The sequence below is a fragment of the Cellulophaga tyrosinoxydans genome, from assembly GCF_900176415.1.
Taxonomy (GTDB): domain Bacteria; phylum Bacteroidota; class Bacteroidia; order Flavobacteriales; family Flavobacteriaceae; genus Cellulophaga; species Cellulophaga tyrosinoxydans.
Genome location: NZ_FWXO01000001.1, coordinates 65,172 through 91,101, shown reverse-complemented (window position 1 = coordinate 91,101; position 25,930 = coordinate 65,172). Strand labels below are relative to the sequence as shown.

Below are 25,930 nucleotides of genomic sequence, written 5' to 3'. Positions count from 1 at the left end.
TATTTATAAAACTATAGCTTATAGTTTAGAAAACATTTTTTGCATTTTTTCTTGTTCTTCTTCGGCTAAAACAGGATCTACTAAAATACGACCACTGTGTTCGTCTGTAATAATTTTTTTACGAGACGCAATTTCTACCTGTACTTGCGGTGGAATGGTAAAGAAAGAACCACCTGATGCACCTCTTTCGATAGCAACAACAGCCAATCCATTTTTTACGTTAGTTCTAATACGCTTGTAGGCAGAAACTAAGCGCTCTTCAATATCATTTTGATATTGTAACGATTTTTCTAAAAGTGCTTTTTCTTCTTTTTCAGTTTCAGCTAAGATTGCATTTAACTCACCTTTTTTGTGCTTTAAATGTGTCTCACGCTCACTGTAACGCTCTTTAGTATCGGCTATTACGTTTTTTTTCTGCTCAATTTGAGCTTTAAACTCTTTAATATTTTTTTCTGCTAATTGAATTTCTAATTCTTGAAATTCAATTTCTTTAGAGATAGAGTTAAATTCTCTACTGTTACGAACATTTTTTTGCTGCTCAGTGTATTTTTTCATCAAAGCTTTAGCATCATCAATCATGTTCTTTTTAGCAGTGATTTCGTAGTTGATTGTTTCAACATCAGTTTTCAACTTTTCCATTCTAGTCTTAAGACCAGATACTTCATCTTCTAAGTCTTCAACTTCTAAAGGTAATTCACCTCGTACATTACGTATTTCGTCAACTCTAGAATCTATTAATTGCAAATCATATAATGCTCTTAATTTCTGTTCTACTGTTGCTTCTGTTTTTGTTGCCATATTTTAAAAATACTTGATGGGATTTGTTTTGCTATCCGATAAACGGATTGCAAAATTAGGGATTTTTTTTGTAAGATAGTCAACTAATAAATTTTTTGTAAACTGCTCAGTTTCATAGTGTCCAATATCTGCAAGTAACAATTTGCCTTCCGCTTCATAAAATTGATGATATTTTAGGTCTGCTGTTATAAAAACATCAGCATTTGCTTGTATTGCGGCACTGATTGCAAAAGATCCGCTACCGCCTAAAACAGCAACTTTTTTTATCTTTTTTCCTAACAAATTAGAATGTCGAATACAAGAAGCATGCATTTTATCTTTAACAAAGGACAGAAAATCCTTTTCATCCATCGCATTTTCGAGCTCACCTATCATTCCCATACCTATATTTTGGTTGCTGTTTTCTAAAGTGGTCACCTCAAATGCAACTTCTTCATAAGGATGATTTTTTCTTAAAGCATCAATAAGTAAAGATTCTAATGATTTTTCGAATGTAATATTAATCTGAGTTTCTTGTTCAAAATGTGTTTTTCCTAAAGTACCAATCGTTGGATTTGCATTTTCCTCTGGTTTGAAACTACCCATTCCATTAACCGAAAAACTACAATTACTATAATTTCCTATAGCTCCAGCTCCAGCTTGAAATAATTTTTCTTTTAAATTATCAGCATCTTTAAGTGGAACGTAGGTCGTGAGTTTTTTAATGGTTCCCTTTTGAGGGATTAAAATTTTTGTGTTCAAAATTCCAAGAACTTCACAAATTTTTGCATTAACACCCTGATTAGAATTATCTAAAGCGGTGTGCATGGAATAAATAGCAATATTGTGTTGAATAGCTTTGATAACCACACGTTGCACATAATTACTACCCGTAAGTTTTTTTAATCCACCAAAAATAATAGGATGAAAACTAACGATAAGGTTGCATTTTTTAGCAATAGCTTCATCAACAACATTTTCTAAAGTGTCCAACGTTACTAATACGCCTGTTACTTCTAAACTAGAACTCCCAACCAAAAGCCCCACGTTATCGAAATCTTCGGCATAAGCCAATGGTGCTAGTTCTTCTAATATATTGGTAATATCCTTTACGATCATTTTGTAAGTTTATCTATTTTTCAAAGATAAAATATTATATTTTCGTTATTGATGAAGGTATTAAGAATATTAGCATTTCCTATTTCCATACTTTATGCACTAGTTGTGCATATTAGAAATTTTTTGTTCGATACAGGAATTTTTAAATCTAAAGAATTTAGAACACCAACGATTTGCGTTGGTAATTTAAGTGCTGGCGGAACGGGAAAAACTCCTATGATTGAGTATTTAATTAAAATGCTAAAGACAACAAACGAAGTTGCGGTTTTGAGTAGGGGTTATGGTAGAAAATCTGTAGGTTATCATAGCACAGAATCAGATTTAACCGTTGAGGAATTGGGTGACGAACCTTTTCAAATACATGCTAAATACCCAGATATTCTTGTGGCTGTAGATGCGGATCGTAGGAACGGAATTGCAATTATAGAGAAATCAAGTAATGTAGACGTAATCTTACTCGATGATGCTTTTCAGCATAGAAAAGTGAAACCTACATTTGCTATTTTGCTTACGTCTTATGGTAAAATGTATTATAATGATTGGTATTTGCCAACAGGAAATTTGCGTGATTCAAAGCGAGAAGCAAAACGGGCAAATATTTTAATAGTTACCAAATGTCCAGAAAATTTATCGGAGCTAGAGAAAAAAAATATTATTAGTGATTTAAAGCCAAAATTGAATCAGAAAGTATTGTTTAGTTTTTTACATTATCAACAACAATTAATGGGCGGGCCAGCTAAACCGAGTCTTACTGAAATTAAAAACAAGAAAATTACATTGGTTACCGGAATTGCTAATCCTAAACCTTTAGTTACTTTCTTAAACTCTGAGGGAATTTCTTTTGAACATATGAATTTTAGCGATCATCATTTTTTCTCAAATAAAGAAATAGAGCATTTTAATACAAAAGAATTTATCTTAACTACGGAGAAGGATTTTGTTCGATTAAAAGGAAGGGTGGAAAATATGTACTACATTGCTATAACGCATCAATTTTTAGGTGATGGTGCGGAAGTATTAGCCCAACAAATTAATCAAATTCTTAAGCAATAGGTTTAGGGTGAAAAATATTCTCGCCTATTTTTTGGTAGAATACCTCTGGCTTAAAAGGTTTTGTAACGACATCATTACAACCAGCAGCATAAAAGCTCTCCAAACTATCGTCAAGTGAAATAGCGGTTAAAGCAATAATTGGAGTGTATTTATTAAATTTTCGAATTAGAATGGTTGCTTCTTCGCCACTTATACCTGGCATGTGTATATCCATTAAAATAGCATCGTATTTATTTTGCGATACCATTTCAACAGCATCAGTACCATTGCTTGCTACATCACAAGTCATGTCTTTTTTAATCAACATCTTTTTAGTGATTACTTGATTAATTTTATTATCCTCAACAATTAGCAAATGAAGCCCTGTAAAATCGTAGTCTCTATCAGTAATTTCAAAAGCAATATCATTTATAACGCTATTCCCGGTAGTCATTTCTATTTCAAAGAAAAATGAACTCCCTTTTCCAATTTCACTTTTTAAATTTATGGTACTATTAAAAAGTCCTAATAAACTTTTTACTATGGTTAAACCAAGGCCCGTACCACCATATTCTCTATTTATTTGTATTGAGCCTTGTTCAAAACTATCAAAAATATTGGTGATTTTTTCTTTTTCAATGCCTATACCATTATCCTTAACTTCAAAATAAATAGTTACTTTTTCATCTACTTTGTTGAGTAATCTGGCAATTACTGTAACTTCTCCTTTTTTAGTAAATTTTATTCCGTTACCTACAAGATTAATTAGAATTTGCGATATTTTCATTGAATCGCTTAATAATGATCTAGGTATTTTTTCATCGTAATCTAAAACTATTTTCGTTTGGTTTTGCTTAGCGCTTTGTTGAAGAGAGCTTACTACCTCTGTTAAAACTTTTTTAAGATTAAACTCTGTATTTACGGGTTCTAATTTATCAGCATCAATTTTGTTTAATTGTAAAATGTCATTAATAAAACTTAACAAGTAATCACCAGAAAATTTTAATGCCTTTAGATGCTCTAATTGCGCATCATTAGGGTTTTCTTCTAATAATAAATGCGTGAGTCCAGTAACCGCATATAACGGTGTTCTGAGTTCATGACTTACCGTAGATAAAAAATTTGTTTTAGCTTCCATTGCCTTAACGGCGGCATCTCTGGAGGCTTCTAATTCTGTATTCTTGGTTTGTAATAAATCGTTTGTTTTTAGCTTAATCTGATTGTTTCTATAAAGTGAAACCGCTAATAATGAAATTATGGTTAAAAAGGCAGAAGTTAAAATTGCAGTAATCTCAGTTCTACTGCTTGACTCTTCTAACTCTTCTATTTTTTTACGTTGCGATTCAATAAGATTTTTCTGCGTTTCATTATAGATAGTATCAGCTTTTTTAGCTTCGGACTTAATTTTAGCTTCGTTGTAAACCGAATCTTTAAGTGCAATTAAACTATTACTATATTGTAATGAAGCTTCATAATTGCCTACTTGCTGATTAGAATTTGCAAGCAGTTGGTTGAGTTCTAAAATTTCTTTAAAGAATTCATTTTTTTGGGCTATTTGCAATCCTAAATTAGCGTAAATAATACTCTTATCAGGTTGTTTGGTTTTTAACTCTAATAAGGCTAGGCCAATATAAGCTCTGGTGGCTATATAATCTTTTTCTTCAGTATCATTATTAACAATTAATGAATTGAAGTTTTTTAACGCTTCATCATATTTCGGAAGCTCTAAATAAATAAATCCTTTAGTTAATAAAATATGAAGCGTTAAATTCCGAACATTGGTCATTTTTGATGCCTTATCTAGTTCAAAATTTGCTTGATAATATTTTTCATGTTTAAATAAATGCAAAGCTTCAATATAGGTGTGCATAGCACTTCCATAAGGGTATTCTGTAACATTCAATAAAACTTCGGCTTGATCCCAAAAAAGAACGGATTGGTCTATTTTATCTAATTTTAGATACAATAAAGAAAATTCATGGTTACAATCTATAATAGATTTAACATCTTCTAATTTTTCAGCAAGTATTAATGCTTTGTTTAATGATTCTAATGCAAGATCTAGTTTGTCTTGATTTTTATAATTTCTGGAGGTTATAAAGTATTTTTCTACATCTTCTCGCGTAGAATTGCCTGCTTGCGAAAAAGCGGAGATGCTTATAAGCAAGAAAAGGATTGACATGCAATGCCACAAACGTTTACTAATAAATTCTTTTTTTTTCAAATGTATGCTTTGGCTTGTATCAATTTAATTAAATCTATAATTCTACTGCTATAACCAGTTTCATTATCGTACCATCCAATAATCTTTACCATTTTTCCAATTACAGAGGTCATCAGTGAATCAAACGTACAAGAATAGCAACTATTGTTTACATCTATTGAAACTATTGGATCTTCCGTATAAAAAAGTATATTTTTTAATGAACTTTCAGAAATTTCTTTAAATGTATTATTTATTTCCTCAATAGAGGTGTTTTTTCTTACATTAAATGTGATATCTGTTAACGATCCGTTAGGCACTGGAACGCGTATACCACAACCACCAATTAACCCGTCTAATTCTGGAAATATTTTGGTAAGGGCTTTTGCAGCTCCTGTAGTGGTAGGGACTATGGATTGTCCTGCAGCACGTGCTCTTCTTAAATCGCGATGGGGTTGGTCGTGCAAACTTTGGTCTGTAGTATAGGAGTGTATTGTTGTAATGTATGCTTGCTCAACTCCACAAAGATCATTGATAACTTTTATCATTGGTGCGGCATTGTTTGTGGTGCAAGACGCATTTGAGATGATATCATCTTCTTTAGAGAGTATATGATCATTTACTCCTAGCACTATCATTTTAATGGTATCGTCTTCTGGTGGAACTGAAAGGATTACTTTTTTAGCTCCATTTTTAATATGTAAATCAAGATACTCTCTTGTTTTAAATTTGCCAGTAGCCTCTACAACGATATCAACTTGATGTTTTTTCCAATTAATTTGTTCTGGCGAAGCAAAATTTGAAATTGCAACCGGATTTTTATCTCCAACAGTTATAGTGTTATGTGTATGCGATATGTCTTGCGGAAAAACCCCATGAATGCTATCGTATTTTAGTAAATGCGCTAGCGTTTTGGTATTGGCTAAATCATTAATTGCAACAACATTTAATTCAGGATGTGCTTGTAGCAGCCTAAATAAAGTTCGGCCAATTCTTCCAAAACCATTTATGCCAATATTTATTTGTTTCATATGTAAAGTAATCTTGCCTAAAGACATTTAGGTTCAAAAAAAATGAAGAATGTACAAGAGTCTAATTTATGTGTTTATGGGCTTTATAAGATGATCTAACTAAAGCGCCACTTTCCACATGTCTAAAACCCATTTTCAATCCTATTTCTTCGTATTTTTTGAATTGATCTGGTGTTATAAATTCTTTTACTGGTAAGTGTTTTTTGCTAGGTTGTAAATATTGCCCTATAGTTACTATATCTACATTGGCATCTCTCAAATCTTGCATGGTCTGGATCACTTCTTCTTCAAGTTCACCTAAACCTAGCATAATTCCAGATTTTGTTCTATTTATACCACTAGCTTTTAAATATCTAAGAACTTCAAGACTTCGCTCGTATTTAGCTTGTATACGCACCTCTCTTGTAAGTCTTTTTACAGTCTCCATGTTATGTGAAACAACTTCAGGATTTACAGCTACAATACGATCCAAATGTGTTTCTATGCCTTGAAAATCTGGTATTAGGGTTTCAAGTGTAGTTTCCGGATTCATTCTTCGGATGGCTTTTACCGTTTCTGCCCAAATAATAGAGCCCATATCTTTAATATCATCGCGGTCTACAGATGTTATTACGGCATGTTTTATACTCATGATTTTTATGGATCGGGCTACTTTTTCTGGTTCTTCCCAATCTACATCTTCAGGTCTACCTGTTTTTACACCGCAAAACCCACAAGATCTAGTACATACATTACCTAAAATCATAAAAGTAGCGGTACCTTCTCCCCAGCATTCTCCCATATTAGGGCAACTCCCAGAAGTACAGATAGTATGTAAATTGTACTTGTCTACTAAGCCTCTTAATTGCGTATATTTTTTACCAGTAGGAAGTTTAACTCGTAACCATTTTGGTTTTCCTTTTGGTGGTAAAACATTGTCTAAAGAAGTATCGCTCATCTCCAATTTTTATACAAATATACAAACAATTTTATGTACCATTTGTTTTTGCTTTGTGCTATAAATATTTTGTAAATACACAAAAACACAATGAAGTTTTCCTAGGTTTTACTGGCTTTTATAGCAGAGGAAAGTAATTTTTTAGCTCTTAACAACTTTACTTTCACATTGTTAATAGGCTCATTAAGCGCGATTGCTATATCCGCATAACTTAGCTCGTTAAAATACCTTAGATTAATAACTTTTTGGTAATGAGGTTTAAGGCTTTTAATATGCTCTAAAAGTGTGGCTAAATTTTGTTCATTTATTAGTTGATCTTCGGCTGAAGGACTATCATCTAATACTTTCTTAATAGCTTCTGCTCCACTATCAGTATTTTCAAGAATATTGCGCTTACTTTTTCTTATTAAATCAACATGTATATTTTTTGAAATAGTAATTAACCAAGTCTTGAATTGGTATTCTTCATCATACAAATGAATTTTGTCAAAAGCTTTGGAAAAGGTTTGAATAGTGATGTCTTCTGCATCATTTTCATTCTTTGTGCGTTGTAGTTGAAAACTATACACATCATTCCAGAATGAATCTAGCAAAAGACTAAAAGCAATCTGATTTCCTGCTTTGGCTTTGCTTATGGTTTCTTGTAATGTGTCTTTGGTTTTGTCCAAATTATGGTATTATACGAACTTCAGATTTTTAATTATTGAAGTTCTTGAGCAGTATCTTTTCTGCAATCTTGTTCGTCAGGAAGTTTACCGCAAAAACCGCAAGCTTCACCTTCTTTGTTTAAAAACGGATTTTGACTGGCACAAGTGCCAGCAAATTTACCATCTTTCTTTGACCATATTTTTATTGCAATACCTGCAAAGGCAAGGGCTAACAATCCTACAGTTAATAAAACTAACTTCATGATAAAATATTTGTACAAAGGTACAAATATTTTATCTTTTGAAAGTTTTCTGTATAAAAAATCAGGTATTCTTAGTAGGCTATATTCGCAACAATATTGTCTACCGTTGGAGCTTCGTTTTCACCAACATTTTCTATAGTGATATAACCTACCGCATTTTCAGCATAAGGCATTGCTAATAGATTGTTTTTATCTCCAGCTTCTTTTATAATACCTAGGTTAATCATTTTACCATTAACTTCAGCCCACATCTGAAAACATTGTCCATCTTCAAGGTCTGGCAGGTTTTGAACATTAATGTATGATAATTTCTTTACAGGATTTACATAAGCTACAGCTTTTAAGTCTTTAGCTTTTTTGTTACCCATTACAGTATACTTTTTTGTTTGTGGATTGTTTAGTACAATAAACTGATTTCTAACATCTTCCAATCGCTCTTTCATGTCTTCTTCTAAAAGTTTGATTTGATTGGTTACCACTGAGTTTTCTTCCTGTAGGTTCAGATTTTGACTGTAGAAAAAGTAAGATGCACCCGCAAACAACATGGCTACAAAACTAGCAGCAATAGCATAATTCATAAATTTTCTCTTCGTTGAATTTTGAGCCTTAATGGTACTCAAAATTCTATCTTTAAGTCCTTCTGGAGATTTTAAAGAATATGATTTAGCAAATTCTTCTAAATTTTCCTGAAGTTCATTATACGTTTTACGTACTTCTGGGTACATAGCAATATAACGTTCTACTTGTAAGGTCTCTAGATCTGTAGTTGAACCTAATAGGTACTTTTCTAGTAGATCAGTATCTAAAAATATTTTTATTTTATCTTTCATAATATAATGCTATTAAGGTTAATATAAATAGCAGTATTGCTGGATCAATATAAATTTTACGCATTTCGCGAAGACCTATTTTTAATCTAGATTTTATAGTGCCTAATGGAATATCTAATTCTTCACTTGCTTCTTGTTGGGTCATTCCTTCAAAAAATAAAGCTTCAAGAACAATTTGATATTTTGAATCTAATTTTGAAAGATTCTCACGCATATCAATAAAATCTGGATTAACTCCGTCAATACCTACCTTATATACGTCTGAAACATCCATTTGGATTTCTTTATCAGATTTGGTTTTACCGCTTCTTAATTTATCAATAGCAGTATTTCTTGTAATCCGGAATAGCCAAGTAAAAAGTTTGGCTTTTGTTGGATCATAACTATCTGCTTTTTTCCAAATTTTCACAAAACTTTCTTGTAAAACATCTTGTGCTAGTTCTTCGTCTTTTACAACTTTAAAGGCAACACCGTAAAGTGTGTCGCTATAATTCTCATAAAGTAGAGAAATCGCTTTTTCATTACGTTCTTGTAAAAGTTCAACTATATGGTTTTCAAGTAATGCGCTCATGAAAAAGTTAATATTTATAAAAAATGTGTTTTAAAAAAATCTAAAATAACTTTTGATACGTAATTATAATGTAACGCAAATTTATAAAATTGATTGTTACGATATAGATTTCAAATATAGTATAAGTGTGCGACTGGTTATCGTATACTTTATTTTTGGTTAGTTTGGTTTGGTATAACCCTGATATGTAAATATCAGGGTTATTTTTTTATATAATATTTACTTCGGGAAAGATACGAATATTGAATCTTACGTAAACTGCATTAATTATTTCATGTGCTAAATCAAGAATTTCTTGTCCAGTTGCAGCATCATAATTTACTAAAACCAATGCTTGGTTTTTATGCACTCCAGCGTCGCCAAATCGTTTTCCTTTAAACCCGCATTGTTCAATTAACCAACCTGCCGGAATTTTGTATTCTTCTTCCGAAATTTTATAAAACGGTGCATCTGGATAATTTTTCGAAAATGCTATAAATTCATTTATTGGTATAATTGGGTTTTTAAAAAAACTACCACTGTTGCCAAGTATTTTTGGATCAGGTAATTTGCTCTGACGAATAGCAATCACGGCATTAGATATATCTTTTATAGTGGGATTGGTAATGCCGTTCTTTTCTAACTCTACATCAATAGATCCGTAAGAGGTATTAAGCGTATGGTTTCTTTTAGTCAATTTTAAACTAACTGAAGTTATAACATACTTTCCTTTTCCTTCATTTTTAAAAAAAGATTCGCGGTAACCAAAATTGCAATCTATTTTGCTGAAATTTTTAATTTTTTGTGTGCTAATTTCCATTGCTTCACAAGACACGAAGGTGTCTTTCAATTCTACTCCATAAGCTCCAATATTTTGTATCGGTGCTGTACCTATATTGCCCGGTATTAAAGACATGTTCTCTAAACCGCCGAAATTTTGCTCTAAGGTCCATAAAACAAGTTGGTGCCAGTTTTCGCCAGCCATTGCTTTTACAACAACATCATCCTGACTTTCAGAAACTATTTGAATGCCTTTTAAATTTATATGTAGCACCAAAGCCTCAATATCTTTGGTCAATAGCATGTTGCTACCTCCACTAAGTATAAATTTTTCAGGGTATTCACTAAGTTGAAATGCTACAACTAAATCCTCAATAGAATTTATTTCGCAAAAATTCTTAGCAATCGCATTTATGCCGAAAGTGTTATATTTTTTTAAGGATACGTTTTGCAGTATTTTCATTAAGGCTGTATTGTTTTAAGGCTTCACTTAATATATGAATGGCACGTTTTAATACTTTTTCTTCAAGAACATAGGCTATTCTTATTTGGTTTTTTCCTAAACCTTCTGTAGCGTAAAAGCCTGCTGCTGGAGCAACCATAACAGTTTCATTATTCAAACTATAATCCTCTAGTAGCCATTGGGCAAATTTATCAGAGTCTTTTACAGGTAAGGCTACAATGCAGTAAAAAGCACCTTGAGGGTTTATTACTTTTACGCCTGGTATGCCGTTTAAGCCTTCAATTAAAACATTTCTGCGAGCCACATAAGCCGAGATAACATCATCAAAGTAACTCTGTGGAGTTTCTAAGGCAGCCTCACTTGCAATTTGCGCATAGGAGGGTGGTGATAGTCTTGCTTGCATAAATTTAAGTATTATGCTCCTTAAAACTTTATTTCTAGTAATAATAAATCCTATTCTTGCGCCACACATACTATATCTTTTCGATACAGAATCTATAACTATGGCGTTTTCATCAATATGTGGTTCTTGTAAAACAGAATAATGTTGTTTGCCATCGTATACAAACTCACGATAAACTTCATCTACAATAAAGAATAAATCATGTTTTTTAACCAGAGCGGCTAATTGTTGAATTTCTTCTTTACTATATAAATACCCTGTTGGATTATTAGGATTGCAAATTAAAATGCCTTTGGTTTTGGGGGTTATTGCTTTTTCAAATTCCGCAATACTCGGCAAAGCAAAACCATTATCAATATTCGAAACTATAGGGACTACTTTGGCTCCGAAAGCAGTTGAAAAACTATTGTAATTGGCATAAAATGGTTCTGGAATAATTAATTCATCGCCATCATCTGCAATACTTCCAATAACAAAAGAAAGTCCTTCTGAAGCCCCTGTAGTTACAAGAATATCATCTGCTTCAATAGAAATTTGATGTTTGGAATAATAATCTGCAAGTTTTTTTCTAAAAGTATCAGAACCTTCAGTTTTACTATAGCTTAATATAGAAACTGTATTGTTTTTTATTGCATCAATAGCAACTTGTGGTGTTTTAATATCAGGCTGACCAATATTTAGGTGAATAACATTTATGCCTCTACTTTTTGCAGCTTCTGAGAATGGAACCAATTTGCGAATTGGAGACTCAGGCATAGATAAGCCTTTGTTAGATATTTTAGGCATGTGTTATTTTTTTTGCAAAAATGGGAAATCATAATTAACAAAACAAAATACATAAAGGTTATTTTAACTGTATGTTGCCTTTAAATTGTTACAAAAAAAAGCCCCAACAAATGTTAGGGCTCGATTTTTTAAATGTGAAGTTAAGTTACTGAACCACAACTGGGTCTTTTACCTCTCCTTTTATTTTCAATACCATTGTAGGGGTATCCGCATTAGAAATAACGGTTATCGCTTTTCTAATAGCACCAACTCTATTGGTGTCATATTTTACTTGTATTTCACCTGTTTTACCTGGTAAAATAGGATCTTTAGGACTTTTTGGGATAGTACATCCACAACTAGAGCTCACCTTGCTTATAATTAATGGCGCATCTCCAGTATTTGTAAATTCAAATACACGATTTCCATCAGAACCTTTTTCAATTTCACCGTAATCTACAGTATCACTTTTAAAAGTGATTTTTGCAGTTTTGTCTTGTGCGTTTAGGCTAAAACCTAATAGTCCAATAAATAAAACTAGTACTATTTTTTTCATCTTTTTTTAGTTTTGGGTAAGATCCAAATGTAACTATTTTCACTTGAACCTCAAAATTCTTTTGTTATCTAATAACGTTACTTATTTTTGTTTCGTATTTTAAATAAGAGCTAAAAATTAAAATTTAACATTTCTAGAACTTCTTACCATAAAGATACATTGCAACTAAAACAAAAATTATACCAAAATATGGAAATAGCATCAAAATACGAATCTCATAAAGTAGAAAAACACTGGTATGATTACTGGATGAGAAATGGGTATTTCCATTCAGTTCCTGATGAAAGAGAGCCTTATACTATTGTAATACCACCACCAAATGTAACGGGTGTTTTACACATGGGGCATATGCTGAATAACACCATTCAAGATGTATTAATACGTAGAGCACGCTTAATGGGTAAAAATGCCTGTTGGGTGCCTGGTACAGATCATGCCTCTATTGCCACAGAGGCAAAAGTAGTTGCTAAGTTAAAAGAACAAGGAATTAATAAAGCCGATTTATCCAGAGAAGAGTTTTTAAAGCACGCTTGGGAATGGACAGATGAATATGGTGGGGTTATTTTAGAGCAATTAAAAAAGCTTGGTTGTTCTTGTGATTGGGACAGAACAAAATTTACACTAGATGACAATATGTCTGCTTCTGTAATTAAAGTTTTTGTGGATTTGTTTGATAAAGGTTTGATATACCGTGGTTTTAGAATGGTAAACTGGGATCCTGAAGCTCAAACTACACTTTCTGACGAAGAGGTTATTTATGAAGAAAAGCAAGGGCTACTGTATTATTTATCTTATCCAATTGAAGGTTCTGATGAAAAAGTAACTATTGCCACCACAAGACCAGAGACTATTTTAGGAGATACAGCAATTTGTATAAACCCTTCGGATGAACGTTACGCACATCTTAAAGGAAAAAAAGCTATAGTTCCCCTAAGCGGTAGAGTAATTCCTATTATTGAAGATGACTATGTAGATATTGAGTTTGGAACGGGTTGTTTAAAAGTAACCCCTGCACATGATATAAATGATAAAGCTTTAGGAGAAAAACATAATCTGGAGGTTATTGATATTTTTAACGCGAATGCAACCTTAAACCATCATGGTTTGCATTATGAAGGAAAAGATCGTTTTGTAGTACGAAAAGAAATAGCTAAAGAGCTTGAAGAAAAGGGATTTTTAATTAAAACGGAATCCCATTTAAATAAAGTTGGTACTTCTGAGCGTACAAAAGCAGTTATAGAGCCTAGACTTTCGGATCAATGGTTTTTGAAAATGGAACAACTTGCCGAACCGGCAATAAAAGCTGTTCTTGAAAGTGAAGAAATAAAATTACACCCTAAAAAGTTTGATAATACCTATCGTCATTGGATGGAAAATATCCGTGATTGGAATATTTCTCGACAGTTATGGTGGGGACAACAGATACCAGCGTATTACTATGGAGAAGGTGCAGATGATTTTGTTGTTGCTGAAAGTAAAGAAGAGGCACTAGCAAAAGCCAAAATAAAAACTGGTAATGCATCACTTACATCAGCGAGTCTTAAACAAGATGAAGACGCGTTAGACACCTGGTTTTCATCATGGTTATGGCCAATTAGCGTTTTTAACGGAATTTTAGAGCCCGAAAATAAAGAGATTGAATATTATTATCCTACGAATGATTTAGTTACTGGTCCAGATATTTTATTCTTTTGGGTAGCTAGAATGATTATTGCAGGTTATGAATATCGTGGTAAAATGCCATTCGAGAATGTTTATTTAACGGGTCTGGTACGCGATAAACAAAGACGAAAAATGTCTAAATCTTTAGGTAACTCGCCTGATGCATTAGGGTTGATTGATGAATATGGAGCAGATGGTGTTCGTGTAGGTTTATTATTAAGTGCTGCTGCCGGAAATGATTTAATGTTTGATGAAGCGTTGTGTCAACAAGGTAAAAACTTTGCAAATAAAATTTGGAATGGTTTCCGATTGGTAAAAGGTTGGGAAGTTGCCGAGTTACCACAACCTGAAGCATCTAAACTTGGTATAGCATGGTATCATGCTAAATTTAATCAGACTTTAATAGAAATTGAAGATCATTTTAGTAAATACCGTATTTCAGATGCGTTAATGGCAATTTATAAATTGGTTTGGGACGATTACAGTTCTTGGCTTTTGGAGATAGTTAAACCAGAATACCAGCAACCTATAGACAAAACTACTTTTGATGCTGTTATTTCAATTTTTGAAAATAATTTAAAGTTATTGCATCCATTTATGCCATTCTTAACCGAAGAAATTTGGCAACATATTGCAGTGCGTACTTCAGAAGAAGCTTTAGTTGTAGCAAAATGGCCAGTAGCTACTAAGGTGGATGAAGCATTAATTACAGGCTTTGATTTTGCTGCTGAAGTTATCGCAGGAATTAGAACTGTTCGAAAACAAAAAAATATTCCAATGAAGGAATATTTAGAACTTTCAGTTTTAAACGAAGGGGAAATTTCTCAAGTATGGGATGCGGTAATTAAAAAACTTACCAACGTTTCTGATATCTCCTATGTGAATGATGCAGTTGATGGGGCGTTAACTTTTAGAGTAAAAAGTAATGAATATTTTATTCCAATAAGTGGAGCTATTGATATTGATGCTGAGATTAAAAAAATTGAAGAAGAACTTAAATACACAAAAGGTTTTTTAATGTCTGTCCAGAAGAAACTTTCTAACGAACGTTTTGTAAGTAATGCACCTGAACAGGTTATCGCTATAGAACATAAAAAACAATCCGATGCCGAAGCAAAAATAGAGACATTGGAAAAGAGTTTAGCTAGTTTACGTTAAAAAAGGAAATAAAATAATCTAACCAGAATACAAATGAAAATAGTTGCCGTTGGTAAAAATTATGTAAATGAATTGAGCGAGATGCCTAAAGAAAAGGTAACGCCTATTGTATTTACAAAACCTGAAAATACACTTTTAGAGAATAACGAAGATTTAGTGCTTCCTGCTTTTTCTAATGATGTATGGTATGAAGCCGAATTGGCTTTTCGTATAGGTAAAACATGTAAAAATGCAACAGCGGAAAATGCGCTGAGCTTTGTAGATGCTGCAACATTGTCTAATGATTTAACTGCTAAAGATGTTTTATCTGAAAGTAGAGAAACAAAAGGACCTTGGGCTTTAGCAAAAGGGTTTGATGGAGCAACACCAATTGCGCCATTTTTTCCTATTACCAATTTTGCTGATGTTACTAATATTAATTTTACATATGAGGTAAACGGCGTTGAGGTACAAAGAGGGAATAGTTCATTAATGATAACTAATCTAGTAGATTTTATAGTGTATGTATCCTCAATTATGACCTTAAACCCTGGAGATATACTATTAACAGGTACACCACCAAAAGGCGTTGGAAAAGTAAATTCTGGTGATGTCATGGTAGGATACTTAGAAGGTAAAAAAGTGTTGGTTACGAGGGTGAAATAAAAAGCTTCTTAAAATTAAAAAAGCTCGTTTGTCAAATTGTTATTGATAATCGAGCTTTTTTATTGTTGCCAAGAAAAATAATTTTAAATGTACATTTGTCAAGAATTAATTTAAACACATAGTTCATTTCATGGATGCTGATAAGGAAAAGGAAGTAACAAATACTAACACAGAATTGGTTAGTCCTGAAGAGATTGAAATTTGTATTGCCATATTAGATAAATTAGGAGAGAATGCGCATCAAATATTAGAGCTACCTGAAGAAAAGCGTATTGCCCTACTAAAGGCGGCAGGCATGATTTCTAGACCTAGTAGACACGAATTTAGACAGCAAAAAAAGGACGCTGCCAAAGCTGCTAAACGTAAAATGATAGAGCGTGATAAGCATGCTCGTAAAGAAACAGGTATACGTAGTGCAAGAGAAGCTGTTGTTTTTAAAGCACCAATACTATTAGAAGCGCCAAAATTGGAAAGTCTGGAAGAAAAAGAATTGGAATCTCCAAGAAACTGTTATGTGTGCAAAGCCATATATACCAAGCTGCATCATTTTTATGATACCATGTGCCAAGATTGTGGTGATTTTAATTATGCAAAACGTTTTCAAACCGCTGATTTGACCGGGCAAGTTGCTATAGTAACAGGATCAAGATTAAAAATTGGATATCATATTACATTAATATTATTGCGAGCAGGAGCAACTGTTGTAGCAACAACTCGTTTTCCGGTTGATTCTGCACTTCGTTTTTCGCGAGAAGATGATTTTTCTAAGTGGGGACACAGGCTTAAAATACACGGTTTAGATCTTCGTCATATTCCAAGCGTAGAAATTTTCTGCAATTTTATTGAACAACAATACGATCGTTTAGATATTCTTATAAATAATGCAGCCCAAACGGTGCGTAGACCTGCAGGATTTTATCAGCACTTAATGAAAAATGAAGAAATGCCTGTAGAGGCATTGCCTAAATCTGCTAAAGAAGTGTTAGCCGATCATTTGTATTGTTTAAATGAATTAAATGTATTAGGTAAAAATACCTCTAGTCAACAGAATAATACTTTACCAGTTACTTGGCATGCGCCAGAGCCTGGAATAGGTATAAGGGCTTCAGCAAAATTATCTCAGATTCCTTATAGTTTTGATAATTCGCTTTCTACTAAAGAAGTTTTTCCAGAAGGAGAACTAGATGCAGATTTACAACAAGTAGATTTGCGTAAAACCAATAGCTGGCGCTTAAAATTAGGGGAGATAGAAACTCCTGAAATGATTGAGGTTCAGCTCGTAAATGCTGTTGCGCCATTTGTACTTTGTAATCGCCTTTCAAGACTTATGAGAAAAGAAAATACGGGTAAAAAACACATTATAAATGTTTCGGCTATGGAAGGTAAATTCCATCGTTTTTATAAAGAAGATAGGCATCCACACACCAATATGGCGAAAGCTGCCCTTAATATGATGACACATACTTCTGCACTAGATTTTGCTCAAGATGGTGTTTTTATGAATGCAGTAGATACAGGTTGGGTTACAGATGAAGATCCAGCAGAATTATCAAAAAAGAAACAAGAAATACACGATTTTCAACCACCCTTAGATATTGTTGATGGAGCAGCTAGAGTCCTCGATCCGCTTATTGATGGTATAAATACAGGTAAGCACTGGTGTGGAAAATTCTTGAAAGATTATAAACCTATAGATTGGTAAATACTTTAATACTGCTATGTTTTTCGTTTTTTAATAGTGTAGCTAAGGCGGCGATTATAATTATATTTTTAAAGATATATTGCCCTAAAAGGGTAGGGGCTAAACTAGAATTTGAAAAGGTCATTTCAGGAATAATAAGCAACGGTGTAAAAGTAAATACCATATGAATAAGAGCAAGTTTCAGAATGGTTTTCTTCTGAATATTTAATAGTAAAAATAGACCAACACAAGTTTCCCATATCGCTAGCAAGAATATTGATGTTGTATTGGAAAGGTATCCGAAAGTAAGTTTATCTATTGTTTCAACGGCAATTTCTTCAGCTGGGCTCACAGCTGTGAAAAACTTTAAAACACCAAAAAGTAGGTAAACTAGACCTATTGAAATACTTAATAGATTGTTGCATTTAATTTTATCTATTCCTGATGTAATGATTTTTTTCATGCTTTAATTTTTTTGAGTTTAACAACCAAAGATTTTAAATTAAAAAGCTAACCCTTTTTAGAAAGATTAGCTTTATAGTTAATTGCTTGAAGCGATTTTGAAATTTTCATTAACTTAACTCGTGAGCTAAGGTAATACCTTTAACATTTGCTAAGGATTAACAATAAAACAAAAAGATTAATGAAAAGTTAATTGTACTAACAAAAAATTAATAATCAGTAAAACATACTTTTTTAAAGTACTTTAGTCATCAATGATCAAGGGTAGAAATATATATATTATTTTATTTAGTATTGCTGTTCTAGGATTGTTTATAGTCCAATACCAATATTTAAAAATAGGGTTGAACTTAGCTAAAGTGCAATTCAACAAAAATATAGTAGCAGCAAGTCAGGTTATAAAAAGCGACCTTTCAACAGAGAACGAGCTTACTTTTCTTATTGGAAAATCCATCACCAAAGATGGAACTTATTTTGCTGTAAGTTTGGATAGTGTGCAAGATGCATCTAGTCATTTTTTGAATGATTTTCTTAAAGACCGTTTAGCCGCAAAGGGAATAACAACCAATTTTTCATATCAAATTATTTCCAAAGATTCTACGTATTATTTGCATTCACCAAAGGTTTTCGATGCAAAGGAAAAAATCAATACATACCCAATCGAATTGGAAGGGTATTTGTCTGGATTAGTGGATAAGCGTTTGGTGTTGGAATTACAATTTAATGACATCAACACCTATTTTTTGTCACAATTAAACGGACTCACCATTCCTAGTTTAATTTTTATGTTAACTATAATTATAGTGGTTGTTTGGGTTTTAAAATCTTTTTATTGGCAAAGAAAAATAATAGTCACTACCAATGAGTTTATTAATAATTTAACCCACGAATTAAAAACTCCAGTTTTTTCTATCGGATTGGCTACTAAGTTACTAGAGAAAGATAGTACAGAACAGCAAGAACCTATAATTGTTTTAATACGACAACAAATAGACCGACTAAAAAACCATATTGATAAAGTTTTAGAACTAGGAAGTTTGGAATCAAGCAGGAGCGTTTTTAATTTAAAAGGTATAGATTTTAGCCCAAATCTTCAAAGAATATGTGAAGAGTTTAGTATGCTATCAAAATTAGAAGAAGCTATTTTTAACTATGAACTTCCTAATCAAGAACTTTTTATTAAAGCAGAAAGTTCACATTTAGAGAATGCTATTAATAATTTGCTTGATAATGCCAAAAAATACTCCAAAAATCCCGAAATTAAGCTTGTCGCTGAGGTAAAACAGAAAAAGCTATTTATTACTATAATCGATAACGGAGAGGGAATTTCTAAGAAAGATAAAGCAAGAATTTTTCAAAAATATTATCGCGTTACTGAAGGTGATTTGTATAAAGTAAAGGGCTATGGCTTAGGATTGAGCTATGTAAAGAAGGTAATTAAAAATCATAATGGTAAAATTTATCTTGAAAGTGAATTAGGTAAAGGGACCAAAATTACGATTGCAATACCACTAATTAATTCGTATGAATTTGGACAAGCATAAAATATTATTAGTTGAAGACGATTTGTCATTAGGGTATTTGCTCTCCGAATATCTTAAAATGAAAGGTTTTAATCTTACCTGGGTAAAATCGGGTAATGAAGCCTTAAAAATTATACATACTGATTTGTTCGATTTGGCAATTCTGGATGTTATGATGCCAGATATTGATGGTTTTGAATTGGCACGAAAAATAAAGAATCAGATGACAGCATTACCTTTTATGTTTTTAACCGCAAGATCTATGAAAATAGATGTGTTAAAAGGATTTTCCATCGGTGCAGTCGATTATATAAAGAAACCTATAGACGAAGAAGAACTAGTGGCAAGAATTGAAGCTTTATTGGCTAGATTATCTCCAATAGAAAAACAAACGGCTGCGCAATCAACATATAAAATTGGTACATATGTTTTGGATACAGCAAGTCAGTTACTTCATTTTAAAAATGAAACTATTAAATTAACTTCACGAGAAACAGAACTTTTGGTTATTTTAAAAAAGAATGAAAATCAATTGTGCTCCCATAAAGATATTTTAGTAACCATTTGGGGTAAGAATGATTATTTTAATCGTAAAAGTTTAAATGTTTTTATTTCTCACTTAAGAAAATACTTAAGTAATGATCCTGCATTAAAAATAGAGAATGTACACCGTAAAGGTTTTATCCTTTTGGTGAAAGATGTAGAATAGATGCTTCAATTTTAGTATATTTAAAAGAATAATATTACTTTTTTCTTGCTTATGGAAGCCTATGCCAATGCGTTACTTTACGCGATTCCTTTTTTTATTCTTTTATTGATAATTGAAATTTCTTATGGATTTTTCGTAAAAAACCAAACATACAAAGTAATGGATACTGTTGCCAGTATTAGTTCTGGATTAACAAATATTATAAAAGATTCGTTGGGTTTGGCTTTTGTAATTATAAGTTATCCGTTTTTATATGATACATTGGCTATAATAGAAATTAAGGCAACATGGCTTGTTTGGTTATTAGCGTTTGTATTTATTGATTTTGCTGGGTATTGGAATCATAGGTTAAGTCATAAAATAAATATCTTCTGGAACCAGCATGTCATACATCATAGTAGTGAAGAGTTTAATTTAGCGTGTGCTTTGCGTCAACCTATTTCTAATTTGGTTGGATATTTCTCTATTTTATTGCTTCCTGCTGCTATTTTAGGGGTGCCTTATAAGGTGATAGCAATTTTAGCACCCATTCACTTGTTTGTACAATTTTGGTATCACACAAAGCATATTGGAAAAATGGGTTGGTTAGAATATATTATTGTAACACCTTCACAGCACCGTGTGCACCATGCTATAAACCCTGAATACATAGATAAAAATTTAGGACAAATACTTTCTATTTGGGATCGACTTTTCGGAACCTTTCAAGAAGAATTAGATGCTGTTCCGCCACAATACGGAGTGTTAAAACCAGCAGGCACATGGAATCCAGTAGTAATAAATTTTCAACATTTCTTTAGATTATTAAAGGATGCTTTAAGAACGTCGAATATTTGGGATAAACTAAGAATATGGTTTATGCCAACCGGGTGGAGACCTAAAGACGTTAAAGAAAAATACCCAATCGCAATTATTGACGATGTCTATAATTTTCAACGTTATGATACCCCTGCATCAAATGGTTTGAAATTATATGTTGTTTTGCAAATGCTATTAAGTGTGGCTCTCCTGTTGTTTATGTTTTATAACTATGCAAATATTGGATTTACAAATTTGATAGTCTTTGGAGCCTTTGTGTTTTTCGGTATATTTAGCTATACTATTTTGATGGATAGATTAAAAATAGCTGCTTTTACAGAAGGTTTAAGAGCAATATTAGGGATTGCTTATATTCTTGTATTAGGAGATTGGTTTGGTCTAAATACCTACTTGGGTATAGGAACCATTTTAATGATTATTTATTTTGCTATAACATTACTTGCAGGCCTATACTTTACTTTTTTCGAAAGTAAAGTGCTAGTCAATAAGGCAATAGTAAGTTAATTATAATTTATCTCTTAATTCCTTCTTAACCAAGGCTACGTATTTTTTCATAGCATCTTTCCTAGAAAGATTCTTAGCTTGGAATAATGCATTGGCCTTGAAAGCATTAATTAACGGCGTTCTGCTACCAGGATTGTCAAAATTCTCGTTGGCGATTTTGTAGTATGCGTATAATTTTAAAAGTAAATCTGCGGGTAAAGGATCTGTAAAGTCATTTACAAATGCCACAGCTTTTAAAAAATCATTATGCAGTTTATCTGTCTTCATCTTTTATGGCTAAGCTGGCAATACAGGTTTTAGCACCAACAACTTTTTGGTTTAATTTTACTGTAATAGCACAATCTAAAGGTAAGAACAAATCTACTCTTGAACCAAATTTTATAAAACCTGCATCTTCTCCTTGTTGAGCACTTTCTCCAACCACGGCATAATTAACAATACGTTTTGCTAGAGCACCAGCAATTTGGCGGTATAAAATTTCACCAAATTTTGGAGTTTTTAAAACAATAGTGGTTCTTTCGTTTTCTTCACTGGCTTTTGGGTGCCATGCTACAAGGTATTTACCTGGGTGGTATTTAGAAAATACAATTGCACCACTTACTGGATATCTTGTAACGTGTACATTAATAGGGGACATGAAGATGGATACTTGAATTCTCTTATCTTTAAAATATTCTTTTTCTTCTACCTCTTCAATAACAACAACCTTACCGTCTACTGGAGCCAATATGTCATCAAAATTTCTAATTACTTTGCGTTTTGGATTTCTGAAAAACTGTAGTACTATTATTAAGAATACCAGAGCTGTAATCTGTACGAGTAGTTTAAGCCAATTTATTTCAATAAAAAAATGTGCTGCAAGAACAGAGATTAATACAAGTAAAAAGGTAATAAGGATTATTTTTTGGCCTTCTTTATGAAACATGGTTAAAAATATTTAATGTTAGGTAAGCAAATGGTGCGGCAAAAATTAAACTATCTAATCTGTCGAGCATACCACCATGGCCAGGTAAAATTGCGCCACTATCTTTAACGCCAGCGGCTCTTTTAAACTTTGACTCTAATAAATCACCCAAACTTCCTGAAACTACAATAACTATTGCTAGAATCAACCATTGTGTAAGATTTATGTTGGTGTCGTATTTAGACATAAAATATGCAGCAATCAATGCAAAAATAAATCCACCAATAGTACCTTCCCAGGTCTTTTTTGGTGATACCTGTGGAAATAATTTGGTTTTACCTATAGATTTCCCTACTAGATAAGCAAAGGAGTCATTTACCCAAATTAAAATAAAGATTCCCATGATTAACAAATTTTCAAAGTTGTTCTTCTGATAAGGAATCATGGTTAAAAAGATACAACCTCCACCAATATAAAATAATCCAATTAAGAATTTTTGTACGGAAGTAAATTGTTTTTCCTTCATTGAAAATAAATAGAAAAGCAATGCTATGTTTATGGTTATCGTAATAAACATTAAAACATTAATAATTGATTGACTGTAGGTAAAACTATTAAGTAAGTATATAAATACCCACCAAAGCCCTAAGTATGCAGCAAAAATATAAAAACCTTGAAGTTTTGTTAGCTTTTTAAATTCGTAAAGACACGCCAGTCCAAAGGCCATAAATAGAAAATCAAAAGCATTTGAGCTAAGGAATATTGCAGATAGCAAAATTACAACGTAAACAATACCGGTAAGTAATCTCCTTAAAATCTCGCGCATACTATAAGTCTTCCAGGAGTATAAGATATAAATTTTTAGAACTACTGCCGTAGGTTAGAAAGTCGTTTTTATCTTCTACTGCCTGAAAATGCTTTATTGTAGTAATGTTGGTAGGAATGCTGTTTTGGTGTTTTTTCTTAATTTTTTTTAAGCCTTCCCCAATAGAATTTACTAATTGACTTGTTGTTGCAAAAACGATAAAATTTTCAGGTAAATCATGTAATTTACTGTCTCTAAGTTGATTAGAGCAAATAAGTATGGAGCCATTTTGTGCAACCAAATGTTCGCAAGTAGTAAAGAAAATAGCGCTTTTGTTGGGCTTGTCTGTAAAGGTAATTGCTTCTTTAGAAAACTTATCTTCTAGCCTTTTATCCATCGAAAAAAACGGAATATTCTGCCAGCTATTTTCTTCAACAATATTTTTTAAGGCTTCCCTTACATCAGAAAATCCATCGCAATAGATGAATTTACCCCCATTTTTTTTAAAGTAAATAGTGAATTTTTCATCAACAGGAATGTCTAAATCAGGCATATGTACACCTCTAGTTTCTGATGCTTCTCTAGAAACTTTCTTTTTACCTCCACCAAAGAATTTCTCAAATAGACCCATTCTTTTCTATGACTTCAAAACTATTTAATAGTATAAAAATAAGCAGAAGTTTTCATATAAAAACTACTGCTTATAAATTGTTTTATTCTTGATTTGATTCTATTTCGTTTTTGGTCTCTTCTGCTTTAGCAGCTTCCTCAGCTATATCTTTGTCAAAAGGTCTTTTTCCAAAAATTTTCTCTAAATCGTCTTTAAAAATAACTTCTTTTTCTAATAATCTTTGAGCAAGAGTAGTTAGCTTGTCCTTATTGTTTTCTAATAGCTCAATTGCTCGTTGATATTGTTCTTCTATTAGAATAGATATTTCTCTATCAATGGTTTGTGCTGTTTCTTCACTGTAAGGTTTTGAAAAACCGTAAGAATCTTGTCCTGAAGAATCGTAATAGGTTAAATTACCAATCTTATCATTTAAACCATATATGGTTACCATTGCTCTTGCTTGCTTGGTAACTTTTTCTAAATCGCTTAATGCTCCAGTAGAGATTTTATTGAAGATAACTTTTTCAGCAGCTCTACCACCTAAAGTTGCACACATTTCATCTTTCATTTGATCTGGTCGTACAATTAATCTTTCTTCAGGTAAATACCATGCTGCTCCAAGTGATTGACCTCTTGGAACAATGGTTACTTTTACTAGAGGAGCTGCGTGCTCAAGCATCCAACTTACTGTTGCATGACCAGCTTCATGATAAGCAATGGTTTCTTTTTCTCCTGGAGTAATAATTTTGTTTTTCTTTTCTAAACCACCCACAATACGATCAACCGCATCAAGGAAATCTTGTTTAGTAACTGCCTTCTTTTCTTTACGTGCAGCAATAAGTGCTGCTTCATTACAAACGTTAGCAATATCTGCACCGGAGAAACCAGGCGTTTGTTTTGCAAGAAAATCTAAATCTAAAGTTTCTGCCGTTTTTATTGGTCTTAGATGTACTTCAAAAATTTCTTTTCTTTCTCTAATATCTGGTAAATCAACATAAATCTGTCTGTCAAAACGTCCAGCTCTCATTAGTGCTTTATCTAAAACATCTGCTCTGTTTGTTGCAGCCAATACAATAACATTGGTATTGGTACCAAAACCATCCATCTCTGTTAAAAGCTGATTTAAAGTATTTTCACGTTCATCATTAGACCCAGTAAAATTATTTTTACCTCTGGCTCTACCAATAGCATCTATTTCATCAATAAAAATAATTGCAGGCGATTTATCTTTTGCTTGTTTAAACAAGTCACGTACTCTAGAAGCACCTACACCTACAAACATTTCAACGAAATCTGACCCTGATAATGAAAAGAAAGGAACTTTTGCTTCACCTGCAACTGCCTTAGCTAATAATGTTTTACCAGTACCTGGAGGTCCTACCAAAAGGGCACCTTTAGGAATTTTTCCTCCTAAAGAAGTATACTTGTCTGGGTTACGTAAAAACTCAACAATTTCTTCAACTTCTTCTTTAGCACCTTCTAATCCAGCAACATCTTTAAATGATGTTCTTGTATCAGTTTTTTCGTCGAATAATTTTGCTTTAGATTTTCCAATATTAAATATTTGGCCACCAGCGCCTCCGCCTCCGCCGCCAGACATTCTGCGCATAAGGTATATCCAAATACCAATGATTAGAATAAATGGAAGAATACTTAATAAAATTTCGCCAAAAACGTTGGACTCCGTAGTATAATCTATTACAGTATCTAAGCTGTATTCAACTTTGGCTTTTTTAATATCGTTTTCAAAGTTCTGTGGATCTCCATAATCTAAAACATATTGTGGAGTTTCTGCTCCAGCAATGCCAAATGGCTTTTCTGCAACTTCTTTATGGACATCTTTTGCTAAAGCTTCAGGTGTTAAAAACACTTTTGCTTGTCTTGTATTTGTTACAATTAAAATTTTAGCAACATCACCATTTCTTAAATACTCCTGTAATTCAGAAGTAGTTGTTTTTTTTGTGCTTGATAACGCGGAACTATTAAAAAACTGAAATCCAATTAATAAAACTGCTATGATACCGTAAATCCACCAAGAACTAAATCTTGGTTTTTTTGGACTTGTATTATTTTCTTTTGCCATTTTTCTTTT

25 protein-coding genes are annotated in these 25,930 nt (G+C 32.4%); 7 read left to right on the top strand and 18 right to left on the bottom strand.

Translation table 11 applies throughout. From position 1 onward, the window contains the following. Positions 1-18: 18 nt before the first annotated feature. Complete coding sequence (locus tag B8963_RS00440; RefSeq protein ID WP_084059340.1) at positions 19-798, bottom strand: zinc ribbon domain-containing protein; 780 nt, start codon at positions 796-798, stop codon at positions 19-21. Between the two features lie 3 nt (positions 799-801). Further along, a complete protein-coding gene (locus tag B8963_RS00435; RefSeq protein WP_084059339.1) occupies positions 802-1,896 on the bottom strand; it encodes a Nif3-like dinuclear metal center hexameric protein in 1,095 nt (364 codons plus the stop codon). A gap of 51 nt (positions 1,897-1,947) precedes the next feature. On the opposite strand from B8963_RS00435, the gene lpxK reads away from it, so the two are divergent. Then, a complete protein-coding gene (gene lpxK / locus B8963_RS00430) occupies positions 1,948-2,949 on the top strand; it encodes a tetraacyldisaccharide 4'-kinase (protein WP_084059338.1) in 1,002 nt (333 codons plus the stop codon). Here the strand turns inward: lpxK and B8963_RS00425 are convergent. The 10 genes from B8963_RS00425 to B8963_RS00380 all read right to left on the bottom strand — a co-directional run bounded on the left by B8963_RS00425 (position 2,939) and on the right by B8963_RS00380 (position 12,356). Further along, complete coding sequence (locus B8963_RS00425) at positions 2,939-5,110, bottom strand: tetratricopeptide repeat-containing hybrid sensor histidine kinase/response regulator (RefSeq protein WP_084059337.1); 2,172 nt, start codon at positions 5,108-5,110, stop codon at positions 2,939-2,941. The two genes, lpxK and B8963_RS00425, sit on opposite strands and share 11 nt — an antisense overlap. Positions 5,111-5,148: 38 nt before the next feature. Beyond that, positions 5,149-6,162: a type I glyceraldehyde-3-phosphate dehydrogenase gene (gene gap / locus B8963_RS00420; protein ID WP_084060678.1), complete on the bottom strand. Its 1,014-nt coding sequence runs from the start codon at positions 6,160-6,162 to the stop codon at positions 5,149-5,151. Positions 6,163-6,223: 61 nt separating this feature from the next. Beyond that, complete coding sequence (gene lipA / locus B8963_RS00415) at positions 6,224-7,099, bottom strand: lipoyl synthase (protein WP_084059336.1); 876 nt, start codon at positions 7,097-7,099, stop codon at positions 6,224-6,226. 101 nt (positions 7,100-7,200) lie between these two features. Beyond that, positions 7,201-7,767: an RNA polymerase sigma factor gene (locus B8963_RS00410; RefSeq protein ID WP_084059335.1), complete on the bottom strand. Its 567-nt coding sequence runs from the start codon at positions 7,765-7,767 to the stop codon at positions 7,201-7,203. A gap of 32 nt (positions 7,768-7,799) precedes the next feature. Further along, positions 7,800-8,009 carry a membrane or secreted protein gene (locus B8963_RS00405; protein WP_084059334.1) on the bottom strand — a complete coding sequence of 70 codons (210 nt, stop codon included), beginning with the start codon at positions 8,007-8,009 and terminating at the stop codon, positions 7,800-7,802. Positions 8,010-8,080: 71 nt separating this feature from the next. Beyond that, positions 8,081-8,839, bottom strand: coding sequence for an anti-sigma factor domain-containing protein (locus tag B8963_RS00400; protein WP_084059333.1), 759 nt, complete (start codon positions 8,837-8,839; stop codon positions 8,081-8,083). Next, positions 8,829-9,410: an RNA polymerase sigma factor gene (locus B8963_RS00395; protein WP_084059332.1), complete on the bottom strand. Its 582-nt coding sequence runs from the start codon at positions 9,408-9,410 to the stop codon at positions 8,829-8,831. Before B8963_RS00395 ends, B8963_RS00400 begins: the two co-directional genes overlap by 11 nt. Before the next feature lie 208 nt (positions 9,411-9,618). Next, positions 9,619-10,632: a UDP-N-acetylmuramate dehydrogenase gene (gene murB, locus B8963_RS00390; protein ID WP_084059331.1), complete on the bottom strand. Its 1,014-nt coding sequence runs from the start codon at positions 10,630-10,632 to the stop codon at positions 9,619-9,621. Continuing rightward, the gene (locus tag B8963_RS00385) at positions 10,595-11,821 is read right to left on the bottom strand and encodes a pyridoxal phosphate-dependent aminotransferase (RefSeq protein ID WP_084059330.1); all 1,227 of its coding nucleotides are present in this window, start codon (positions 11,819-11,821) and stop codon (positions 10,595-10,597) included. Before B8963_RS00385 ends, murB begins: the two co-directional genes overlap by 38 nt. Before the next feature lie 145 nt (positions 11,822-11,966). After that, the gene (locus tag B8963_RS00380; protein ID WP_084059329.1) at positions 11,967-12,356 is read right to left on the bottom strand and encodes a DUF1573 domain-containing protein; all 390 of its coding nucleotides are present in this window, start codon (positions 12,354-12,356) and stop codon (positions 11,967-11,969) included. Positions 12,357-12,545: 189 nt separating this feature from the next. On the opposite strand from B8963_RS00380, the gene B8963_RS00375 reads away from it, so the two are divergent. The 3 genes from B8963_RS00375 to B8963_RS00365 all read left to right on the top strand — a co-directional run bounded on the left by B8963_RS00375 (position 12,546) and on the right by B8963_RS00365 (position 17,523). Continuing rightward, on the top strand, positions 12,546-15,176 hold the full coding sequence (locus B8963_RS00375) for a valine--tRNA ligase (RefSeq protein ID WP_084059328.1): 2,631 nt from the start codon (positions 12,546-12,548) through the stop codon (positions 15,174-15,176). Between the two features lie 33 nt (positions 15,177-15,209). Beyond that, entirely contained in the window at positions 15,210-15,821 is a 612-nt protein-coding gene (locus tag B8963_RS00370; protein ID WP_084059327.1) for a fumarylacetoacetate hydrolase family protein, read from the top strand. Positions 15,822-15,951: 130 nt separating this feature from the next. Next, complete coding sequence (locus tag B8963_RS00365) at positions 15,952-17,523, top strand: SDR family NAD(P)-dependent oxidoreductase (protein WP_084059326.1); 1,572 nt, start codon at positions 15,952-15,954, stop codon at positions 17,521-17,523. Here the strand turns inward: B8963_RS00365 and B8963_RS00360 are convergent. Continuing rightward, entirely contained in the window at positions 17,510-17,965 is a 456-nt protein-coding gene (locus B8963_RS00360; protein ID WP_084059325.1) for a hypothetical protein, read from the bottom strand. The genes B8963_RS00365 and B8963_RS00360 overlap by 14 nt on opposite strands. Positions 17,966-18,218: 253 nt before the next feature. Between B8963_RS00360 and B8963_RS00355 the strand changes: the two genes are divergently transcribed. From B8963_RS00355 to B8963_RS00345, 3 genes are read left to right on the top strand one after another with little or no spacing between them, the layout of a single operon-like run. Further along, positions 18,219-19,508 carry a sensor histidine kinase gene (locus B8963_RS00355; RefSeq protein ID WP_084059324.1) on the top strand — a complete coding sequence of 430 codons (1,290 nt, stop codon included), beginning with the start codon at positions 18,219-18,221 and terminating at the stop codon, positions 19,506-19,508. After that, positions 19,489-20,196 (top strand): response regulator transcription factor, encoded by a 708-nt coding sequence (locus tag B8963_RS00350; protein WP_084059323.1) that lies wholly within the window; start codon positions 19,489-19,491, stop codon positions 20,194-20,196. The genes B8963_RS00355 and B8963_RS00350 overlap by 20 nt, the downstream gene beginning before the upstream one ends. Positions 20,197-20,247: 51 nt before the next feature. Continuing rightward, on the top strand, positions 20,248-21,519 hold the full coding sequence (locus tag B8963_RS00345; RefSeq protein WP_084059322.1) for a sterol desaturase family protein: 1,272 nt from the start codon (positions 20,248-20,250) through the stop codon (positions 21,517-21,519). Here B8963_RS00345 and B8963_RS00340 read toward each other — a convergent pair whose 3' ends face one another. The 5 genes from B8963_RS00340 to ftsH all read right to left on the bottom strand — a co-directional run bounded on the left by B8963_RS00340 (position 21,520) and on the right by ftsH (position 25,921). Continuing rightward, positions 21,520-21,786: an acyl-CoA-binding protein gene (locus B8963_RS00340; protein WP_084059321.1), complete on the bottom strand. Its 267-nt coding sequence runs from the start codon at positions 21,784-21,786 to the stop codon at positions 21,520-21,522. Continuing rightward, positions 21,773-22,444 carry a phosphatidylserine decarboxylase family protein gene (locus B8963_RS00335; protein WP_084059320.1) on the bottom strand — a complete coding sequence of 224 codons (672 nt, stop codon included), beginning with the start codon at positions 22,442-22,444 and terminating at the stop codon, positions 21,773-21,775. The genes B8963_RS00340 and B8963_RS00335 overlap by 14 nt, the downstream gene beginning before the upstream one ends. Continuing rightward, positions 22,434-23,249 carry a phosphatidate cytidylyltransferase gene (locus B8963_RS00330; RefSeq protein ID WP_084059319.1) on the bottom strand — a complete coding sequence of 272 codons (816 nt, stop codon included), beginning with the start codon at positions 23,247-23,249 and terminating at the stop codon, positions 22,434-22,436. The genes B8963_RS00335 and B8963_RS00330 overlap by 11 nt, the downstream gene beginning before the upstream one ends. A gap of 1 nt (position 23,250) precedes the next feature. Continuing rightward, positions 23,251-23,859, bottom strand: a complete 609-nt coding sequence (locus tag B8963_RS00325; protein WP_084059318.1) for an LUD domain-containing protein — start codon at positions 23,857-23,859, stop codon at positions 23,251-23,253. A gap of 82 nt (positions 23,860-23,941) precedes the next feature. Next, positions 23,942-25,921, bottom strand: a complete 1,980-nt coding sequence (ftsH, locus tag B8963_RS00320; RefSeq protein WP_084059317.1) for an ATP-dependent zinc metalloprotease FtsH — start codon at positions 25,919-25,921, stop codon at positions 23,942-23,944. Positions 25,922-25,930: the final 9 nt, after the last annotated feature.

Excerpts from the sequence above, each read along its gene's own strand:
- B8963_RS00440 (WP_084059340.1), bottom strand. The coding sequence starts at position 798 with ATGGCAACAAAAACAGAAGCAACAGTAGAACAGAAATTAAGAGCATTA.
- B8963_RS00435 (WP_084059339.1), bottom strand. The coding sequence starts at position 1,896 with ATGATCGTAAAGGATATTACCAATATATTAGAAGAACTAGCACCATTG.
- lpxK (WP_084059338.1), top strand. The coding sequence starts at position 1,948 with ATGAAGGTATTAAGAATATTAGCATTTCCTATTTCCATACTTTATGCA.
- B8963_RS00425 (WP_084059337.1), bottom strand. The coding sequence starts at position 5,110 with ATGTCAATCCTTTTCTTGCTTATAAGCATCTCCGCTTTTTCGCAAGCA.
- gap (WP_084060678.1), bottom strand. The coding sequence starts at position 6,162 with ATGAAACAAATAAATATTGGCATAAATGGTTTTGGAAGAATTGGCCGA.
- lipA (WP_084059336.1), bottom strand. The coding sequence starts at position 7,099 with ATGAGCGATACTTCTTTAGACAATGTTTTACCACCAAAAGGAAAACCA.
- B8963_RS00405 (WP_084059334.1), bottom strand. The coding sequence starts at position 8,009 with ATGAAGTTAGTTTTATTAACTGTAGGATTGTTAGCCCTTGCCTTTGCA.
- B8963_RS00400 (WP_084059333.1), bottom strand. The coding sequence starts at position 8,839 with ATGAAAGATAAAATAAAAATATTTTTAGATACTGATCTACTAGAAAAG.
- B8963_RS00395 (WP_084059332.1), bottom strand. The coding sequence starts at position 9,410 with ATGAGCGCATTACTTGAAAACCATATAGTTGAACTTTTACAAGAACGT.
- murB (WP_084059331.1), bottom strand. The coding sequence starts at position 10,632 with ATGAAAATACTGCAAAACGTATCCTTAAAAAAATATAACACTTTCGGC.
- B8963_RS00385 (WP_084059330.1), bottom strand. The coding sequence starts at position 11,821 with ATGCCTAAAATATCTAACAAAGGCTTATCTATGCCTGAGTCTCCAATT.
- B8963_RS00380 (WP_084059329.1), bottom strand. The coding sequence starts at position 12,356 with ATGAAAAAAATAGTACTAGTTTTATTTATTGGACTATTAGGTTTTAGC.
- B8963_RS00375 (WP_084059328.1), top strand. The coding sequence starts at position 12,546 with ATGGAAATAGCATCAAAATACGAATCTCATAAAGTAGAAAAACACTGG.
- B8963_RS00370 (WP_084059327.1), top strand. The coding sequence starts at position 15,210 with ATGAAAATAGTTGCCGTTGGTAAAAATTATGTAAATGAATTGAGCGAG.
- B8963_RS00365 (WP_084059326.1), top strand. The coding sequence starts at position 15,952 with ATGGATGCTGATAAGGAAAAGGAAGTAACAAATACTAACACAGAATTG.
- B8963_RS00360 (WP_084059325.1), bottom strand. The coding sequence starts at position 17,965 with ATGAAAAAAATCATTACATCAGGAATAGATAAAATTAAATGCAACAAT.
- B8963_RS00355 (WP_084059324.1), top strand. The coding sequence starts at position 18,219 with ATGATCAAGGGTAGAAATATATATATTATTTTATTTAGTATTGCTGTT.
- B8963_RS00350 (WP_084059323.1), top strand. The coding sequence starts at position 19,489 with ATGAATTTGGACAAGCATAAAATATTATTAGTTGAAGACGATTTGTCA.
- B8963_RS00345 (WP_084059322.1), top strand. The coding sequence starts at position 20,248 with ATGGAAGCCTATGCCAATGCGTTACTTTACGCGATTCCTTTTTTTATT.
- B8963_RS00340 (WP_084059321.1), bottom strand. The coding sequence starts at position 21,786 with ATGAAGACAGATAAACTGCATAATGATTTTTTAAAAGCTGTGGCATTT.
- B8963_RS00335 (WP_084059320.1), bottom strand. The coding sequence starts at position 22,444 with ATGTTTCATAAAGAAGGCCAAAAAATAATCCTTATTACCTTTTTACTT.
- B8963_RS00330 (WP_084059319.1), bottom strand. The coding sequence starts at position 23,249 with ATGCGCGAGATTTTAAGGAGATTACTTACCGGTATTGTTTACGTTGTA.
- B8963_RS00325 (WP_084059318.1), bottom strand. The coding sequence starts at position 23,859 with ATGGGTCTATTTGAGAAATTCTTTGGTGGAGGTAAAAAGAAAGTTTCT.
- ftsH (WP_084059317.1), bottom strand. The coding sequence starts at position 25,921 with ATGGCAAAAGAAAATAATACAAGTCCAAAAAAACCAAGATTTAGTTCT.